This window comes from Desulfoscipio sp. XC116, assembly GCF_039851975.1.
Taxonomy (GTDB): Bacteria; Bacillota; Desulfotomaculia; order Desulfotomaculales; family Desulfallaceae; genus Sporotomaculum.
The window spans coordinates 2,639,026-2,657,646 of record NZ_CP156660.1 but is presented as its reverse complement, the minus strand read 5'-3'; the positions used below and the strand labels follow the sequence as shown (position 1 = coordinate 2,657,646).

At 48.1% G+C, this 18,621-nt stretch carries 16 protein-coding genes; 9 read left to right on the top strand and 7 right to left on the bottom strand.

The genetic code is table 11. From position 1 onward, the window contains the following. Positions 1 to 18 precede the first annotated feature (18 nt). The 5 genes from clpP (at position 19) to yihA (ending at position 7,170) form a co-directional block, all read left to right on the top strand. Positions 19 to 612: an ATP-dependent Clp endopeptidase proteolytic subunit ClpP gene (clpP, locus tag ABDB91_RS12770; protein WP_347488096.1), complete on the top strand. Its 594-nt coding sequence runs from the start codon at positions 19 to 21 to the stop codon at positions 610 to 612. Between the two features lie 13 nt (positions 613 to 625). Then, positions 626 to 1,876: an ATP-dependent Clp protease ATP-binding subunit ClpX gene (gene clpX / locus ABDB91_RS12765; protein WP_347488095.1), complete on the top strand. Its 1,251-nt coding sequence runs from the start codon at positions 626 to 628 to the stop codon at positions 1,874 to 1,876. A gap of 294 nt (positions 1,877 to 2,170) precedes the next feature. After that, positions 2,171 to 3,901, top strand: coding sequence for an ATP-dependent protease LonB (lonB, locus tag ABDB91_RS12760; protein ID WP_347488094.1), 1,731 nt, complete (start codon positions 2,171 to 2,173; stop codon positions 3,899 to 3,901). Positions 3,902 to 4,160: 259 nt separating this feature from the next. Then, positions 4,161 to 6,587, top strand: a complete 2,427-nt coding sequence (gene lon / locus ABDB91_RS12755) for an endopeptidase La (protein WP_347488093.1) — start codon at positions 4,161 to 4,163, stop codon at positions 6,585 to 6,587. Next, positions 6,568 to 7,170 carry a ribosome biogenesis GTP-binding protein YihA/YsxC gene (gene yihA, locus ABDB91_RS12750; protein ID WP_347488092.1) on the top strand — a complete coding sequence of 201 codons (603 nt, stop codon included), beginning with the start codon at positions 6,568 to 6,570 and terminating at the stop codon, positions 7,168 to 7,170. Before lon ends, yihA begins: the two co-directional genes overlap by 20 nt. A 68-nt stretch (positions 7,171 to 7,238) precedes the next feature. Here the strand turns inward: yihA and ABDB91_RS12745 are convergent, their stop codons facing one another. Together ABDB91_RS12745 and ABDB91_RS12740 are read right to left on the bottom strand one after the other, a co-directional pair. Beyond that, on the bottom strand, positions 7,239 to 7,418 hold the full coding sequence (locus tag ABDB91_RS12745) for an H-type small acid-soluble spore protein (protein ID WP_347488091.1): 180 nt from the start codon (positions 7,416 to 7,418) through the stop codon (positions 7,239 to 7,241). A 110-nt stretch (positions 7,419 to 7,528) separates the two neighbouring features. Further along, complete coding sequence (locus ABDB91_RS12740; protein WP_347488090.1) at positions 7,529 to 8,590, bottom strand: ABC transporter substrate-binding protein; 1,062 nt, start codon at positions 8,588 to 8,590, stop codon at positions 7,529 to 7,531. 141 nt (positions 8,591 to 8,731) lie between these two features. On the opposite strand from ABDB91_RS12740, the gene ABDB91_RS12735 reads away from it, so the two are divergent. Together ABDB91_RS12735 and ABDB91_RS12730 are read left to right on the top strand one after the other, a co-directional pair. Next, positions 8,732 to 9,214: a TIGR04086 family membrane protein gene (locus ABDB91_RS12735; RefSeq protein WP_347488089.1), complete on the top strand. Its 483-nt coding sequence runs from the start codon at positions 8,732 to 8,734 to the stop codon at positions 9,212 to 9,214. Positions 9,215 to 9,579: 365 nt separating this feature from the next. Then, positions 9,580 to 12,237 (top strand): valine--tRNA ligase, encoded by a 2,658-nt coding sequence (locus ABDB91_RS12730; protein WP_347488088.1) that lies wholly within the window; start codon positions 9,580 to 9,582, stop codon positions 12,235 to 12,237. Between the two features lie 64 nt (positions 12,238 to 12,301). Here ABDB91_RS12730 and ABDB91_RS12725 read toward each other — a convergent pair whose 3' ends face one another. Continuing rightward, positions 12,302 to 13,516 carry an ATP-binding protein gene (locus tag ABDB91_RS12725; RefSeq protein ID WP_347488087.1) on the bottom strand — a complete coding sequence of 405 codons (1,215 nt, stop codon included), beginning with the start codon at positions 13,514 to 13,516 and terminating at the stop codon, positions 12,302 to 12,304. Positions 13,517 to 13,959: 443 nt separating this feature from the next. On the opposite strand from ABDB91_RS12725, the gene ABDB91_RS12720 reads away from it, so the two are divergent. Then, a complete protein-coding gene (locus ABDB91_RS12720; protein ID WP_347488086.1) occupies positions 13,960 to 14,208 on the top strand; it encodes a hypothetical protein in 249 nt (82 codons plus the stop codon). Then, positions 14,195 to 14,563 (top strand): PIN domain-containing protein, encoded by a 369-nt coding sequence (locus ABDB91_RS12715; RefSeq protein WP_347488085.1) that lies wholly within the window; start codon positions 14,195 to 14,197, stop codon positions 14,561 to 14,563. Before ABDB91_RS12720 ends, ABDB91_RS12715 begins: the two co-directional genes overlap by 14 nt. Positions 14,564 to 14,740: 177 nt before the next feature. Here ABDB91_RS12715 and ABDB91_RS12710 read toward each other — a convergent pair whose 3' ends face one another. The 4 genes from ABDB91_RS12710 to ABDB91_RS12695 form a co-directional block, all read right to left on the bottom strand. Continuing rightward, positions 14,741 to 14,920: a hypothetical protein gene (locus tag ABDB91_RS12710; protein WP_347488084.1), complete on the bottom strand. Its 180-nt coding sequence runs from the start codon at positions 14,918 to 14,920 to the stop codon at positions 14,741 to 14,743. A 50-nt stretch (positions 14,921 to 14,970) separates the two neighbouring features. Beyond that, positions 14,971 to 16,938, bottom strand: a complete 1,968-nt coding sequence (gene feoB, locus ABDB91_RS12705) for a ferrous iron transport protein B (RefSeq protein WP_347488083.1) — start codon at positions 16,936 to 16,938, stop codon at positions 14,971 to 14,973. A gap of 91 nt (positions 16,939 to 17,029) precedes the next feature. Continuing rightward, entirely contained in the window at positions 17,030 to 17,248 is a 219-nt protein-coding gene (locus ABDB91_RS12700) for a ferrous iron transport protein A (RefSeq protein ID WP_347488082.1), read from the bottom strand. Positions 17,249 to 17,473: 225 nt separating this feature from the next. Then, positions 17,474 to 18,613 carry a methyl-accepting chemotaxis protein gene (locus ABDB91_RS12695; protein ID WP_347488081.1) on the bottom strand — a complete coding sequence of 380 codons (1,140 nt, stop codon included), beginning with the start codon at positions 18,611 to 18,613 and terminating at the stop codon, positions 17,474 to 17,476. Positions 18,614 to 18,621 lie beyond the last annotated feature (8 nt).

The following is an 18,621-nucleotide window of genomic DNA, read 5'->3' as shown; positions in this document are numbered from 1 at the left end:
AATAGGAGGAGATCCGCATTGTCGTACCTTGTTCCCATTGTAGTTGAACAGACCAACCGGGGCGAAAGATCTTACGATATCTATTCCAGACTTTTAAAAGACCGGATTGTATTTATCGGCGGACCCATTGATGATAATGTATCCAACCTGGTTATAGCTCAGTTGTTGTTTTTGGAAGCGGAGGACCCGGAAAAAGATATTAATATTTACATTAACTCGCCTGGTGGTGTGATAACGTCCGGCATGGCTATTTATGACACCATGCAGTACGTTAAGCCCGATGTATCCACTATTTGCCTTGGCCAGGCGGCCAGTATGGGTTCGTTTCTGCTGGCGGCCGGTGCGCCCGGTAAGCGCTTTGCACTACCCTACGCACAGATTATGATTCACCAGCCGCTGGGGGGCGTACAGGGTCAGGCAACGGATATAGATATTCATGTCAGGGAAATATTGCGCACGAAAGATATTATAAATGATTTGCTGGCCAAGCATACCGGCCAGCCCAAGGATAAGGTAGCCCGGGATACGGAACGCGACTTCTTTATGTCGGCTGAAGATGCAAAAGAGTACGGTCTCATAGACAAGGTGTTTGTGAGGGCTAAGCAAAGCTAAAAGAGGTGGAATTATGTTTAATGAAAAAGGTCAGCTAAAATGCTCCTTTTGCGGTAAGCTCCAGGATCAAGTAAAAAAACTCGTGGCCGGGCCGGGCGTTTATATCTGTGATGAGTGCATCGAACTGTGCAATGAGATTATTGAGGAAGAATTAAGCGAAGATATTGGTCTGGAACTCGGGGATATTCCCAAGCCAAAAGAAATAAAGGATATCTTGGACCAGTATGTCATTGGGCAGGAGAGCGCTAAGAAATCGCTGGCTGTGGCTGTATACAACCATTACAAAAGAATCAACCTGGGCGGCAAAATAGATGATGTGGAATTGCAAAAGAGCAACATTGTTATGTTGGGCCCCACCGGCAGCGGGAAAACCCTGTTGGCCCAGACGCTGGCCAGATTACTAAACGTGCCTTTTGCCATTGCTGATGCTACTTCGCTTACCGAAGCCGGTTATGTGGGCGAAGATGTGGAAAATATTTTGCTGAAGTTGATTCAGGCGGCTGATTATGATGTGGAAAAAGCCGAGCGGGGCATTGTCTACATTGATGAAATTGATAAAATTGCCCGTAAGTCTGAAAATCCTTCCATTACCCGGGATGTTTCCGGGGAAGGTGTACAGCAGGCATTGCTGAAGATTCTGGAGGGTACCGTGGCCAGTGTGCCGCCGCAGGGCGGCCGCAAGCACCCGCACCAGGAATTTATTCAGCTGGACACCACTAATATATTATTTATCTGTGGCGGCGCATTTGACGGCATTGAAAAAATTATCCAGAACCGCACCGGTAAAAAGGTGATGGGATTTGGCGCCGAAATCAAGCCCAAGCAGGAAATGCGCATTGGCGAAATACTGTCTCATATATTGCCTGAAGACTTGTTGCGTTATGGGTTGATACCCGAGTTTGTGGGGCGCTTGCCTATTATAGTCACTTTGGACGCGCTGGACGAAAACGCGCTGGTACGTATTTTAACCGAGCCGCGTAATGCGCTGGTTAAACAATATGAAAAGCTTCTGGATCTGGATGGAGTCGGCCTGGAGTTTCAGAACGATGCCTTGAAAACAATTGCCCAGGAGGCGTTGCGGCGAAAAACCGGTGCCCGGGGTCTGCGTTCCATATTGGAAGATATTATGCTGGAAATTATGTATGATGTTCCTTCCCGGCAGGATATCGCCAAATGCGTAATTACTAAGGATACCATACTAAATAAAGAAAAACCCATTGTTATTTCCATGGAGCGTAAAAAGAAAAAAGAAGAATCCGCATAAAAAAAGCCACCTTAAGGTGGCTTTTTTTATGCCTGAATAATCATCCTTTTAAAGCTGCAAAAATGCCGCCTCCAGTGCATATTATCGCTGTCCTCCGCGGGCAGCCCAACCAAGCGATATCTCAGTGGCAGCCTCTAATTTCCCTTCCTCTTTTTTCTAATGGTTAATGAAGAAATGACAATATAAGGGTTTGGATAAAATATGTAAAAGTTAGCAATAATATAATATTGTTAATAATACTCGTTAACATACCGGTTTTACGGAATATAGTTTCGGCAAGAGGAGGTCGCGATTATGGAATTGTCCAGTGGTGTAGCCGGCTTTATTACATTTATCCAGGTGTTTTTTGCTGTAATTATCGGATTGTATTTTTGGAATTTACTTAAAACGCAGCAGGGTAATAGATCGGCGGTGGAAAGGGAATCCCGCAAAGAGATGGAAAAATTGCAGAGCCTGCGTCAGATATCCCTTTCTGAGCCTTTAGCTGAGAAAACCAGGCCGGGTAGATTCGATGAGATAGTTGGCCAGTCCGAAGGACTGAAATCGCTCAAAGCGGCATTATGCGGGCCCAATCCTCAGCATGTGATTGTTTATGGGCCGCCCGGTGTTGGTAAAACAGCCGCGGCCAGATTGGTGCTGGAGGAGGCTAAGAAAAACCCTGCTTCCCCATTTAAAAATAATGCTCGTTTTATTGAAGTGGACGCCACAACGGCTCGCTTTGATGAGCGCGGCATAGCCGATCCGCTGATCGGTTCGGTGCATGATCCCATTTACCAGGGCGCCGGGCCCATGGGTATGGCGGGCATTCCGCAGCCCAAGCCGGGAGCGGTTACCAAGGCGCACGGCGGTATGCTGTTTATTGATGAAATAGGGGAACTGCATCCCATTCAAATGAATAAATTACTTAAAGTAATGGAGGATCGCAAGGTGCTCTTGGAAAGCGCCTATTATAGCTCCGAAGATGCCAACATTCCCGGGCACATTCATGATATATTCCAAAATGGTCTGCCCGCTGATTTTAGGATGGTGGGTGCTACTACCCGCACACCTGACAGCATTCCGCCGGCCATTCGGTCGCGTTGTCTGGAAATCTTCTTCAGACAGTTGATGCCGGATGAGATAGGCGTCATTGCTATTAACGCCCTGGAGAAAATCGGTTTTACAATGTCGGCGCAAGGCCTTGATATTATTAAAAAATATGCCACCAGTGGCCGGGAAGCGGTCAATATTATCCAGTTGGCTGCGGGCATTGCTATTACCGAGGAGCGTAAAGGAATAGAGCCTTCGGATGTGGAATGGGTGGTTAACAGTGGTCAGTATGCCCCCCGTCCGGAAAAAAAAGTGCCGGCCAAACCGCAGGTTGGTTTGGTCAATGGTTTAGCTGTGTACGGTCCTAATATGGGCATGCTGCTTGAAATCGAGGTAGGCGCAATACCGGCACTCACGGGGCAGGGTAAAGTGGTGGTTACCGGCATAGTGGAAGAAGAAGAGTTGGGCGGCCGGGGTAAGACCATCCGGCGCAAAAGTATGGCCCGGGGAGCGGTGGAAAATGTGCTTACTGTTCTCAGACGTACTATGAGTGTGGACCCACGCGATTACGATCTGCATGTGAATTTCCCCGGAGGGGCGCCGGTGGATGGCCCATCGGCCGGAGTGGCCGTAGCCACCGCTGTATATTCAGCCATTACCGGGATGCCTGTGAGTAATACTGTGGCTATGACAGGTGAGGTGTCTATTCGTGGGTATGTGATGCCCGTGGGCGGTGTGGTGGCTAAAGTAGAGGCAGCCCGGCATGCCGGTGTGAAAAAGGTATATGTTCCGGCAGATAATTATCAGGAGATGTTTCGGGATATGACGGGCCTGGAAGTGCTGCCTGTGGAAACGTTGGAAGAGGTAATAAAGGGCTCGCTTTTGCCGTATACACTTGAGAAGAAATTAGTCGTCAACGGACAGCAAAGGGAAGCGTTGGGCAGCGCTAATTTTGTGCCTGCCGCCGGAGCGACAATAACGGGGGGGTACCAGTAAGCCGGTTAAACTTACGTGATCATGCCGGCAAACTTAGGGCGCCGATGTATGAATATATATTTGGGGAAGAGAAAGTTATCTAAAGTTAAAAATAGCAATTTTTTACGATAAAATTCAGATCCTTGCCCTCATACGCAGTTTTCCAGCGCCATGGCACTTATTGCTATGGCGACGTCCATTGTGGTATGTTACAATAAACAGTGGATCTGTCCATGCATATGTTAATGAGATGGAACAACATCGAAGGAGGAGGTGCTCCATGAATCCTATAGAAAAACGTGTGTTACCTCTGTTACCATTAAGAGGAATACTGGTTTTTCCCTATATGGTTATTCATTTGGATGTGGGCAGGGAAAAATCGGTTCAAGCTATAGAAGAAGCTATGGTTAAGGAAAGAGCCATTTTTCTGGCCACCCAAAAAGAGGCCCAGACGGATGACCCCGTGGAAAAGGATATCTATAACGTTGGTACGGTAGCCGAGGTTAAGCAGTTGTTGAAACTGCCTGGCGGCACTATCAGGGTTCTTGTTGAGGGAATTGCCAGGGCTAAGATTAATAAATACGTGAACAAAGATCCATTTTTCAGCGTTGAGGTAGACCAGTATGCCGAGGAATTTAATAAAAGTTCCCAGGTAGAGGCACTGATGCGTAATCTGGTTACTCAATTTGAGCAATATGTTAAGCTGAGTAAAAAAATACCGCCGGAAACCGTAGTTACGGTAGTTAATATTGATGATCCGGGACGGCTGGCCGATATAGTAGCCTCGCATCTAACGCTGCGTATTGAGGATAAACAATCTGTTCTGGAAGCTATTGATATAGTAAAACGTTTGGATAATCTGTGCGCCATTGTAGCCCGGGAACTGGAAATTGTAGAAATGGAGCGTAAGATCAACGTCCGGGTGCGCAAGCAAATGGAAAAAACCCAGAAGGAGTACTACCTGCGGGAACAGATTAAGGCTATTCAACGGGAATTGGGTGAAAAAGATGACCGTGTGGCCGAGGGCGAAGAGCTGAGAGAAAAAATTGCCAAGTCCAAGCTGCCCAAGGAAGTGGAGGAGAAAGCACTCAAAGAAGTGGAGCGTCTGGAGAAAATGCCTCCCATGGCCGCTGAGGCCGCAGTGGTGCGTAATTACCTGGATTGGCTTTTAGCTTTGCCCTGGTCAAAAAGTACCAGAGATCGCTTGGATATTAACATGGCCGAGAAGGTGCTGGATGAAGATCACTACGGGTTAAAAGTAGTTAAAGAGCGTATTTTGGAATACCTGGCCATACGCAAGCTGGCTAAAAAAATGAAGGGGCCCATCATTTGTTTTGTGGGACCGCCCGGTGTGGGTAAGACATCGCTGGGCCGCTCTATCGCTCGTGCTCTGGAACGCAAATTCGTGCGCATTTCACTTGGTGGCGTGCGCGATGAAGCCGAGATCCGGGGACATCGCCGTACTTATGTTGGCGCGATGCCGGGACGGATTGTCCAGGGCATGAAGACCGCAGGTTCTAAGAACCCCGTTTTTTTACTGGATGAGATTGATAAAATGAGCATGGATTTTCGCGGCGATCCGTCGTCGGCACTGCTGGAAGTGCTGGATCCTGAACAAAACAACAGCTTTAGCGACCACTACATTGAAGCTCCCTATGACCTGAGCAATGTTATGTTTATTACCACGGCCAATATTCAGCATAATATTCCCCGGCCGCTGTTGGACCGGATGGAGATCATTAATCTATCGGGTTATACTGAGGAAGAAAAAGTGCAAATTGCCATGCGTCATTTGCTGGCCAAGCAAATTAAAGAGCATGGATTAAATAATGAAACGGTGCAGATTTCCGAAAATACCATCAGGCGGGTTATCCGTGAATATACCCGGGAAAGCGGCGTACGCGGCCTGGAGCGCAATATCGCCTCACTATGCCGCAAGACAGCCAAGCAGATTGTATCCGGTAAGAGCGACAAAGTGAAGGTAACAGTGCAGAATCTGGAACAGTTTCTGGGCAGACCCAAATACCGTTACGGTGTCGCTGAGCAGGAAGACCAGGTGGGCGTAGCCACCGGGCTGGCCTGGACCGAGGTGGGCGGAGATACGTTGGCTATTGAAATAACCACTTATAAAGGTAAAGGAAAGTTAACTTTAACCGGTAAACTTGGCGACGTAATGAAAGAGTCGGCCCAGGCCAGCTACAGCTATGTGCGCAGCCGGGCTGCGGAACTGGGTATTAAAGAAGAGACATTTGACAAATACGATATTCACGTGCATGTTCCCGAGGGCGCCATTCCCAAGGACGGTCCTTCGGCCGGTATTACCATGGCGGTAGCACTGGCCTCGGCGCTGACCGGTCGCCAGGTGTGTCATGATGTGGCTATGACCGGGGAAATCACGCTGCGGGGGCGGGTACTTCCCATAGGCGGGCTTAAGGAAAAAGTATTGGCCGCGCATCGCGCCGGCATTAAAATAGTGCTGCTGCCGATGGATAATCGTAAAGATATTGAGGAAATACCCAATAATATCAAAAAACAACTGGAATTAATACCTGTAGACCATATGGATGAAGTGCTTAGTATCGCGCTGCGTGAAAACGAGTTTTCACCCGAAACGGAGCAGATAGAATCACCACCTCAGGTACCATACGGAAATGTTATGGAGACCGAGGGAGGAGCCGAGCTGCCCAATGAAAATAACTTCAGCTGAATTTGTGACTAGTGCTGTAAGAATGGATAAATGTCCGGCCGGGAGTCTTCCCGAGGTGGCTCTGGTCGGACGTTCCAATGTGGGAAAATCAAGCCTTTTTAATACTCTGGTAAATCGCAAGCGGCTGGCCCGCACTAGTAACACGCCGGGAAGGACCCAGCTGATTAATTTTTTTATTATTAACGATAAACTTCATTTAGTTGATCTGCCGGGCTATGGCTTTGCCAAAGTGCCGGTCCGGGTGAAAGCTCAGTGGGGCAAAATGATTGAGGGTTATCTGGCCGCTCGGAAGCAGTTGCGCGGCGTGATATTATTAGTGGACGTGCGGCATAATCCGACTGCGGATGACCGGCAGATGTACCATTGGCTAAAAGCCTACAGTATACCCGTCACAGTTGTGGCTACCAAGGCTGATAAACTCAGCCGGGGGCGGGCCGGGCAAAATCTTGCCGTGGTACGCAAAACCCTGCAGTTGGCTGAGGAGGACCACCTGATACTGTTTTCCGCCGTTACCGGTCAGGGTAAGGAAGATATTTTAGGCATTGTCGAAAGCTGGACGGAGGAAAATAACCCGAATAATTAAGCCGATTATAGCAAGGGGCTGTTGCATAGCGGGCTAAATAGTTCGTAATACAACAGCCCCTTGTTATTTTAGCTTTCCACAAGTTCAGTAACAGACACTTCTTTGATGCTCCCATCGTCTTCCAGCGGTCTGACTATGGCTGTTTGCTTGTCGGCGCTCAGACTTTCGATCCAAATCGGGGAACCGTTTAATAAAACTTGATGATTTTTTCCAGAATTGAATATCTGCATGGCTCTTGTAACATTCATGCCAATTCACCGCTCCTTTTTTAATAATCATTGTTACCATTGCTATTTCGGTATTATTGATAAATATTATTACTATTATGGCCAAGTTAGATTAGTTGTAACAGCGGGTGCTAGTCAATTATCTTTCTAAACCAGCTTTTCTCCCGCTCCTCCTTGGGAATGTATTTAATTGTGTCGGCTGCCCGGCGGGCAAAGGAGTTATCTACGGAACTTGCAAAAGTTACGGGCATAGCCAGTTGCCCGGTGGTTTCCATGAGCTGTTTTATGTCATTAAAGGTTTTTTCTTCAATCTGGGGCAGTGGGGGCCACATTTTCATTGTTGAATACTCCCGGAGTATTTTACCCCTGGTTTTTTTATCCAGGTCATCCAAGTAAACCTCAGCTGTCCCGGCTGCAATTCCAGGCTCGTGCTGCATCCATAATTGAGCTTTATATATACCGTTTACAAAACTCTGTATCGCGTCGGCATGTGTGTTGAGTGTTTTTGTTTTAACCGCACATAATACGGAGGGGAAAACCACTGCCTCGCCCGGTCGAGCGACGATAAACCCGGCGCCTGTTTCCTCGGCTATAATGGCTTCGGCACCGGTAAGCTGTACATATGAGCCGCTGCCGGATTTGAAAACTCCCAGACGCAATTCACCGGGGATACGGTTATACAGGCATAGATCGCGCATGGGTATCATGCCGGCATCTCTTATTATTTTCTCCATAACCAGGCCGGGTCCGGTTTCAGGCGGGTAGCAAATAGTGTTTTTATCCTTTAGACCCGCCCAGGAAAACGTTTCTTTTTCCCTGGCCAGTATAAAGGTGCCGTCGCGGTGAGCCAGAGCAGCTATAATTTGCGGGGCGGCGGGATTTACAGATTTATGGTATAAGCAATCCACCGGGTCGGTGAGTATTATATCGGCCAAGTCATCTGCATACGGATTCTTGGCTGTTGTGCCGGAATGGTTCACCAGTTGAACCATGATGCCCTGCTCGGTAAAGTAACCTTCTTTTATGGCTGCATACAGTGGCAGGTGAAGCATAGTTCTTTCATTTTCCCATATCCTTAGAGTAACTACATCTTTTCCATTTTTGTTATAAACACTAAACATATAAAAGATTCCACCGCCTGTCAAGATGATCAATACAATTGCCAACGCTAAAATATTTCTTTGCTTAAACAAATTAGACCACCCCTAAGACAAGTTTCATTATATTTTAAAGCTATGTATTTATAGCGAATTAATGACTGAAAAGTAGCCCGGCAGGCATAGAAATATCTTTGCCGCATACAATATAGTAAATTTTTTCCGGAGGTAGATTATGTGTTTAAGGGTATAACGTTTGTTAGTTGGTCCCGCAGGGAGGGACAGGCCGGTTTATTAAAATTGGGAGCGCTTTGGTCGGGGATTGTCTGGGCGCTTGCAAGCGCGGCATTTATATGCGTGGGCCTGCTGCTCTGGGTTTTTATGACGGCGCGGGAAGTCTATCATTTTAACGCTTTTGTCATGGCGGCTATTTGGCTGGGCGCACTGGTGGGCGGGGCGGTTGGCGGCAGAACGTCCGGGAACCTGGGTTGGCTGCACGGTATGGTGGTGGGGTTTATTTATTACCTGGCTGTAATGCTGCTCTCGGCATTATGGAGTCCCGGGCTGTCGGTTTTGTCGCTTTGGCTTGCCCAGGGTCTGGTGGTGGTAACACTGTCCACAGCCGGCGGTGTTGTCGGTGTGAATATACCCGCTGCATGGCGCAACTCGCACATAAGCCGTTCGCGAGATCGCTTACATCGGAAGCGCTTTCCTGTTTAGCCGTGGTTGACAAAATCAAGTAAAAAAATTAATATAAGAAGAGCAAATCAGGCATTGAAGGGGAGTTTAGCCGCCATGGCGATCTCAGAGAGGGTATACCCGGGGCTGTGAGGTATCCTGATCGTGGCGGTTGTTGTCGCCCCGGAGCCGCCGGTTCGAACGTTATTTTTCGCGGGTGCGTTAAGCCCTGGTGAATAATCTATTAGACCGTGCCGGGTTCAGCCCGTTACAGCTGATCAAGAGCCGTGTTCGGGATGTTACTGATTGCCCGCCGGAATTAAGGTGGTACCGCGGAACCCTTTTCGCCCTTAAACGAAAAGGGTTTTTATTATTGATAAAAATAGCATAATGGAGGTATCTTTACCATGGCTAAACAGTTTGACATGCCTACCACTTATGATCCTCGTGCCGTGGAGGACAAGTGGTATAAGTACTGGGAGGAGAACAAGTATTTTCGTTCCGCCGCTGACCCTGAAAAAGAGCCCTACTGTATAGTTATGCCGCCGCCCAACGTAACCGGGCAGCTGCATATGGGACATGCCCTTGATAATACCTTGCAGGATATTCTTACCCGCTGGCGCCGCATGCAGGGTTACAATGCTCTATGGCTGCCCGGCACCGACCACGCCGGTATTGCCACCCAGGCCAAGGTGGAAGAACAACTGCGCAAGGAAGGCACCGATAAATATGAGCTGGGCCGGGAAAAATTCCTGGAGCGGGTCTGGGCCTGGAAAGAGCAGTACGGGGGACGCATCACTCACCAGCTGCGCCGCCTGGGCTCCTCCTGCGACTGGGACCGGGAGCGATTTACCATGGATGAGGGCTGTTCCGAAGCCGTGCAGGAAGTGTTTGTGCGCCTTTACGAGCGGGGCCTGATCTATCGGGATTATTATATAACCAACTGGTGTCCCCATTGTCAGACCACCATCAGCGATATTGAGGTGGAACACCGGGACAAGCCCGGCCAACTTTATTACATTAAATATCCGGTTCAAGGCAGTCCGGGTGAATTTATCACCGTAGCCACCACCCGGCCTGAAACCATGCTGGGTGATACGGCGGTGGCGGTGCACCCCGAGGATGATCGCTACAGGCATTTAATCGGCAAAACCGTAGTTTTGCCCCTGGTGGAAAAAGAAATTCCTGTTATTGCCGACGAGTATGTAGAGCCCGAATTCGGTACTGGCGCGGTTAAAATCACCCCGGCCCACGACCCCAACGACTTTGAAGTAGGCAAGAGGCACGATCTGCCATCGGTGCGGGTCATTGACCGGGAAGCACGGATGACTAAAGATGCCGGGGCCCGGTATCAAGGTCAGGACCGCTGGGAATGTCGCAAACGTATTGTCAAGGATTTGCAGGCCAAAGGGCTGTTGGTCAAGATTGAGGATTTGTCCCACGCTGTGGGGCACTGCTACCGCTGTTCATCGGTTATTGAGCCCATGCTTTCCAAACAATGGTTTGTACGTATGAAACCGCTGGCCGAACCCGCCATTAACGCGGCCCAAGACGGTCGTTTAAAATTCATTCCCGAACGTTTTACTAAAGTATACCTGAACTGGATGGAGAACATCCGGGATTGGTGCATCAGCCGTCAATTATGGTGGGGACATCGCATACCGGTTTATTACTGCCGTGATTGTGACGAAGTAATAGTGAGTAAGACCCGCCCGGCCAAATGCCGGTGCGGTTCGGCCAACTTGGAGCAGGATCCCGATGTACTGGATACCTGGTTCAGTTCGGCGCTGTGGCCTTTCTCCACCTTGGGCTGGCCCCATAAGACGGTGGATCTGGCATACTATTATCCCACTTCGGTGTTGGTGACAGGCCGGGACATTATCTTTTTCTGGGTGGCCCGGATGATTTTCAGCGGGCTGGAGTTTATGGATGATGTGCCCTTTAGGGAAGTATTCATTCACGGGCTGGTGCTGGACGCTCTGGGCCGCAAGATGAGCAAGTCGCTGGGCAACGGCGTGGATCCCATCGAGGTTATTGAAAGCCACGGAGCGGACAGTCTGCGGTTTATGCTGGTGACGGGCAATACCCCGGGCAACGACCTGCGCTTCCATTTTGAACGCTTGGATGGGGCCCGAAATTTTGCCAATAAGATCTGGAACGCTTCCCGGTTTGCCCTGATGAATTTGCAGGATTACGCACCCGAAAAAACACCCGGCCGGGAGAATTATACACTGGCCGATTGCTGGATTATAAGCCGTTACCAGCGGGCGATACGGGAATGCACTGAATTTCTGGAGAAATATGAACTGGGCGAGGCCGCCCGGGTACTGTATGAATTTACCTGGAATGAATTGTGCGACTGGTACATTGAACTGGTTAAGCCGCGCCTTTACGGTAAAACCGGCGCCGCCGACCGGGAGGTGGCCCAGCATGTGCTGACCGTTGTACTGCGTGGGGCGCTGGAACTGCTGCACCCGTTTATGCCCTTTATTACCGAGGAGATCTGGCAGCGCTTGCCGCACCGCGGTACCACAGTTATGCGGGCCTCGTGGCCCGAGTATAGGCGGGAACTTGTGGACGGACCGGGCGAGGAACGCATGGAGATAATTATGGAGGCAATTCGTGGTATAAGACAAATTCGCAGTGAAATGAATGTGCCGCCGGGCAGACGGGCCGAGGCGCTTATCGTTACCTCTGTCCCCGCGCTGCGTGAGGTGTTGGCGGGTAACCTGGCCTATGTGGAAGGGCTGGCCAACTGCCACGCCGAGGTACTGGCCGAGTTGTCCGATAAACCCGAACAAGCCGCTACCGCTGTGGCCCGGGATATTCAAATATTTGTGCCCTTGAGGGGATTAATTGACGTGGACAAAGAATTGGCCCGGCTAAACAAAGACAGGCAGGCTTTAGAGAAAGATTTGGCCCGGGTGCGGGGCAAGCTCAATAATCCCGGTTTCCTGAATAAAGCGCCCGCCGAGGTGGTGGAAAAGGAACGCGGCAAAGAGGCCGAGCTTTCCTCCAAGTTGGGCGCCATTAAAGAACGTCTGGCTATGTTCGGGGGAAGGTAATTATACAATTGGGTTACTGAAGCGCTGGATATGCGTGAAGACAGGCTTGAGCGGTTGATTAGGCTCAGCTCCAATCATCAGTCAGTAAAAATTCACGGATGTTCCGGTGCTTCATGCCGTCCCGGCTCATATCAAACTCATCATACGATACCACATACTTGGGAAAGTTATCTCTGATATTACCGTATGCCCCAAATTCACGCCGGATGGTCTCTTCGGAAGCAAGCAGGTAAGCTACCTGAACATAGAGTTTTTGATTTTGTTTTTCGGCAATAAAATCAATCTCTTTCTCTCCTGCTTTTCCGACTGTAACTTTATATCCCCGTCGCAGAAGTTCCAAAAATACAATGTTTTCAAAAATGAGATTGATATCCTTCATGTTGCCGCCAAAAACAGCCTCTCTGATACCATGATCGGCGATATAGTATTTGTCATTGACGGTGAGAATCTTCTTTCCCTGTAAATCCCGCCTGCGGACACGGTAAAACAGAAAAGCATCCTCGCAAGCCTTGATGTAGTTCAGGATTGTTTCCGGAGCCACGGTACGTCTCTCACTCTTGAGATATTTTGAAATTGCCGTAGCCGAGAAAGTCGTTCCCACATTCGCTGTAATATATGCGATGATATGCTCCAGCAAATCAACATCCCGAATATTGTTGCGCTTTACAATATCCTTAAGGACGACGGAATTGTAAATGTCTTGCAAATACTGACGGCTAGGCTCCTCTGCATAACGTAAGTTGCTCAAATACGGCATCCCGCCGTCTGTCAAATAGTGGGTGAAGATCTCCCTTTGATCAGTATTGGGGAAAACCGTTTGGTATAGTCTTGAAAATTCTTCAAAGGAAAATGGGTAAATTACAAACTCTACATATCTCCCTGCAAGATATGTGGCCAACTCTCCAGAAAGCAGCTTGGCATTTGAGCCCGTGATATAGATATCGCAGTCAAACTCCACACGGAAAGAGTTAATGCATTTTTCCCAATCATCGACCTCTTGAATCTCATCAAAAAATAGATATGCTTTTTCTGTGATTGTGGAAACGCGGCTCTTGATTTCCTTATGCAGTGCATTAGCAGAGCAAAGATGGGCATTGCTTAGATTTTCAAAATTGATGGAAATAAACTGGTTTTCGCTTACTCCGGAGGCGACAAGCTCTCTTTTTATCAAATCCAACATAACGGACTTTCCGCTGCGGCGGATGCCGGTTAAAACTTTTATCAGCTCGCCGCCGATAAAGGGGCGGATGCGGCCCATATATAATTCTCGATTGATCATAAAAGGAAGACCTCCTTTTTCGTACCCGCTATATAATAGCACAGATACAGCGAAAATGCGAATGAATAACACAATCCCATAAGATACAGCTTATAAAGAAGGAAAGACTGGCTACGGAATTAGTAAAAGACTATAAAAGAATCGGGATATAATTGTTGACTACTTCTGCCAGGAGCTCCAAGAAATAATTTAGCAAGGAGAAGAACATTACCCAACGGGAAGTCATGGAAGCGGATTTGGTGGAATACCTGATGAGGTACGGGTTCAAGCAAGAGGTAAAAGCGCTTTGAAGAATTTGTAAAAAAATTCTTCCGGGGGGATGTTCTTATAGTATAATATTTAGTCACAAGATATAATAAAGATAAGATGGCTATATAGAAAGAGGAGCTATTATGGCCACAACTTCATTTTCCCCTTATTTCTAATGAAAGGAGTGAGTTCTGTTGAATTTTGTTAGAAAGATCGTAAATAGTAATATATTAGCAAGTATAATTGATATACCTGAAAACCTGAAGAACAGGAAAGTTGAGATTCTAATTTCCCCGTATGAGAATGAGCATGTTGAAGCCAGTATAGGTCAAAAAACCAAAAAAGCCAGGGGGCTTTTAGAAAGATATAAAAACAAGGAGCTTCAGGCTTTAGAAAGTGGTGTGTGGGCGAGGGCTGCGGTGGATAAGTATGAAGATAGTTGATGCCAATGTCGTTTTAAGATATTTACTAAATGATTCGGATGATTTATCGGAAAAGGCTGCCGAAATACTTGAAAACAACGTGGTTTTTCTTCCGAATGAAGTCATAGCGGAAATTGTCTATGTTCTGGAAAAAGTTTATAAAGTAGAAAGAAAAAATATAAGCAGTGCGTTATTGGAGCTTTTTGAATATGGAAATTTAGAGGTTAGTGACATTGGCATAGTTGGTGAATCATTAAGGGTTTATGCGGAAAGGAATTTGGATTTTGTAGACACATTGCTATATGCCTACCACAAGTTGGGAAAACATGAGGTATATACTTTCGACAAAAAGTTGAATAGCTTCTTAAACTCGTGATTTACACTTCCTTGAAAAACGGCAAATTCAACATTGTTATAAGAAAACCTTTATGAATAATAAGGATGATCGTGATTTTTTCGTACATTTCTACATAGGTGTAAAGCGAATTGTTAGGGTGGCAAGACTATTAAGCGAGCCGGCTATGTGGCAGGCTCGCTTAATAGTGTTTTAGAGTCAGGCCGACTTACCTTTGCGTCTTTCACATGCCCCGGCACTGATACATTTACCGCACGAGCCGGAGCAACTGCCGGGTCTGATAACAGGCTTGTAGCAGCGCGGGCAGCGTAAAGTATCTTGTGGGTTAAATCGATAACCGCACCGGCTGCAGACAATAAATTGCATTTGTTCTTGCATTGTAGACACTCCCGGTCATGCAAATTTTATGATTAAATGTTTGTGTTGCGTTAAATCTGTCCCTGTTTTGTTTTTTGGATCAGCCGACATGACATCATTATAACCAGCGTTGCGGCAATAAAAGCGGCGATAACCAGGGGAATGCTTGTGATGTCATTGCTGCTGCCCAGAACGCCCGGCAATTGTGCCACCAGGCCGCCCACGGTAAAGGCAATCACCCATGTACCCGCCCACATTAAGGCGGCCTCCCGGCGGCCCCGCTCTTTAAAGATAACCAGTATGGAAGCGATGCAGGGTACAAATAAAGTAATGGTGATTAGTGAAATTACCGTTGCCATGGGTGTGAGTGCCATGTCGGTGAGACCGGCGGCTCCGAAATCACGGCGCACGATGCCCATAATAAAGGCGGTAGCCGTTTCCGGCGGCAGTTTTAACCAGCCTACTGTTAGCGGTGCCAGCGCTTTTTGCAGCATGACTAAAGCGCCGGTGATTTCCAGTGTGCTGATAATAAGCGCGCCCAGAGCGAATAATGGCGCGGCTTCTTTTAAGAAAGCGTAGGATTTAATCCCGGTTTTGCTCAGCACGTTATTTATCCTGGGCAAACGCAGTGGGGGCAGGTCAATTAACAAATCCGCAGACTTGCCCGGCAGCAAAGCATTTAAAACCGTGCCTGTGGTTACTAATACGGTTAGAATTACCAGCGCGTACAGCGCCATATACTCGGGGCCGAACCCGGCCAGCAGCCCGGCAATTACGCCTAATTGTGCCGAGCAGGGAATGGTCAGCCCCAGCAGAAAAATGGCAATTCTTCTTTCTCTTTCGGATCCCAGCAGACGAGTGGTGATACTGGCCATGGTGACACAGCCGAACCCCAGTATTAACGGTATCACAGCCCGGCCATTCAAGCCAATGCCGGTGAGTATCCGGTCCACCAGTGTGGCGATGCGAGGGAGATAACCCGAGTCTTCAAACAGGGACAGGAAAAAGTAGAATCCGACCACCAGCGGCATTAACAGGCCCAGCACGTAAGTTACCGTCATGGTCAGTATACCGAATTCGCCGGTTAATATAATACCCAGGTTACTGTCTTGCGCTATAAAATGTCCCACGAAACTGCGCACTACCGGTTCGTACATGCCTATAAAAATAGTTTCCTCGGTGACCCCCACCACCGTACCTGCTATGAATACTCCGATAATATGATACATAGCCCACAGGGCGACGACCAAAATGGGAATGCCGGTGACCGGCTTGATCATCCAGCGTCCTAGGGTGACACCGAGCCCGACACCACGGGAGTTCTCGCTAACCACGCGGCCTACGATATCATTTACCTGGTCCCGGCGCTTAAGGTAAATCTCTTCCCGTTCCTTTCCCGGTTCCACACCGTGGCGTGCCGCAATCACCGTGTCTCCTTCCAGTACCAACAGTGCTTCTCCCTGGCTGCCCACCCGGTCGGCCAGACGGGTCAGCTTTTGCTGCAGTTCTCCGTCAATATGGCCCTTGACAGTCGAGCCCAGGGCGGCTTTTACCTGAGCGAGGCCCTGTTTTTTGATTGCTACTGTGGGAATTACCGGTACCCCCAGTAAGTCCGCCAGTAAATCGGTATCAATATCAAGTCCTTGCTTTTGGGCTTCGTCAACCATATTTAAGGCCATGAGCACCGGTACACCGGTATCAATAATTTGCCGGGTTAAAAATAAATCCCTTTCCAGATGCACGGCGTTAACCACATTAATTACCAGGTCGGCTGATAAAATGATATCTCTGGCAATACGTTCCTCGTCGTTGAAGGAAGAAATTCCGTACACCCCGGGGGTGTCGATAACGACATCACTTCCCAGGCGACCGTGGGATATTTCCAAAGTGGTGCCCGGGTAATTGGAGACATCGACATACAACCCGGTTAAATAGTTGAAAAAAACTGATTTACCGGCATTGGGGTTACCCGCTAAAACAATTTTTTTAGCGTTTTCGGGTACATTTATTTTGATACCCGCATCATGGCAGTGGGCCATGCAATCACCACCTCAGCATCAATTAAAGCTTCGTAATATATCGCGGTATCCTATAACAAATATTTTAAATTATTTACGGGTATTGGATTTATTAATTCAAAGTTATGGTGATTCTATTGGCCAGTCCACGCCCAATGGCAATTTCCTGCCTGTTTTTTCTCAGTACAATGGGACCGGCAGGTAATACCTCCTCACAAAGCACAACAGCACCCTCGGCAATGCCAAAACGAATAGCCTGAGCCCGAATATTCTCGTCCGGAATATTGATAATTTTAACGTGTTGACCCCGTTTAACCCGGTCCAAAGTCATACTCCAGCACCTCCAAGCAGTTTGTTATAATTTAGGGAAAACAATTATCATGGTCATTAAATGAATAATAAATAATTTCCATACAAATAATGATAATGATTTTCGGATTCATTATATTTGTGCAGGTATAGGTTTGTCAATTAATTGGTTAAATAATATTATTCCAACACATACCTGTTTTTATAACCGGGTTGCAACTTGGGGGTACGGATTCCCATGTAAAAATCAGTCTTTTTGATTATTGAATTTCCATATTTTAGCCACTTCTTTTAATTTGTCCGCAGTGCTGGTCAGCTCTTGGGCAATAGCGGCTGTTTGCTGTGCACTGGCGGCTGCTTCCTCGGCCACTGCGGCGATGGCTTGGGCGCTGCCCAGCATACCGGCGGTGGAATCGGCCTGCTCTCGCGCTCCTTGGGCTATCTTTTTCACCAGTGTGCTGGTGTTGCGCATAGTCTTGCTGATATCGCCAAAAATTTCCCCCGCCTCTTTAGTGCGGGTTAGACTGGTTTTAACAGCATTTACCGTATCTGCTACAGCCGTTGATATTTCATTAACAATTTGAGAGACCTCTTTGGTAGCTTGGCTGGAATCCTCGGCCAGGCTGCGCACTTCTTCGGCAACAACGGCAAAACCCCGGCCGTGCTCACCTGCCCGGGCCGCTTCAATGGCCGCGTTAAGCGCCAGCAGGTTAGTTTGGGACGCGATGCTTTGAATTACTTCCAGGAACTGCTCGATGCGATTGGAACTGTGACTAAGGTGTTGAAACTTTTGTTCCAAGATGTTCATTCCTGTTAGTGCCTCTTGTATGGCCGCACTGCCCGTTTCGGTGATCTCAACTGTGCTATGAGCGGCTTCGGCGGTTTCACCTGCTTGCCTGGCACTATCTTCAGCCTGCCCGGTAAACCTCTCAATGGATTGCAGTAAACTGGTTACCTGTCCGGCCTGGTCTTGGCTGCCGGAGCTGACCTGTTCAGTGCCGGCGGTAATTTGCCCGGCCGCCCGGTCCAAGGTGACGCTGGTGTCTCTAACCAGGGCAAACCATTTATGTACTCCTTTAATTATCCTGCGTATATTATTAATAAGTAGGTTTAGCTCACCCCATCCATAATTCTTGTCTTCAATACGTCCCGTTAGATCTCCCTTAATAGCCTTTTCGGTATTCAGCAGAACGTTCATCAAGTTCCGGTGCAGTGTCGTGAATAAAAGGAAGCATACCGACGCGGCCACCAGCAATCCCGCTAAGCCACCGCTCAATAGCCCCGCGGCATTGCCTTGGGCATACCGCCAACCGCAATAAGCGGCGCCAAGAGTAAATAATCCGGTAATAAAGGACAATAAGGTCATTTGCGCACGAAAAGTTTTCATTGCGAACT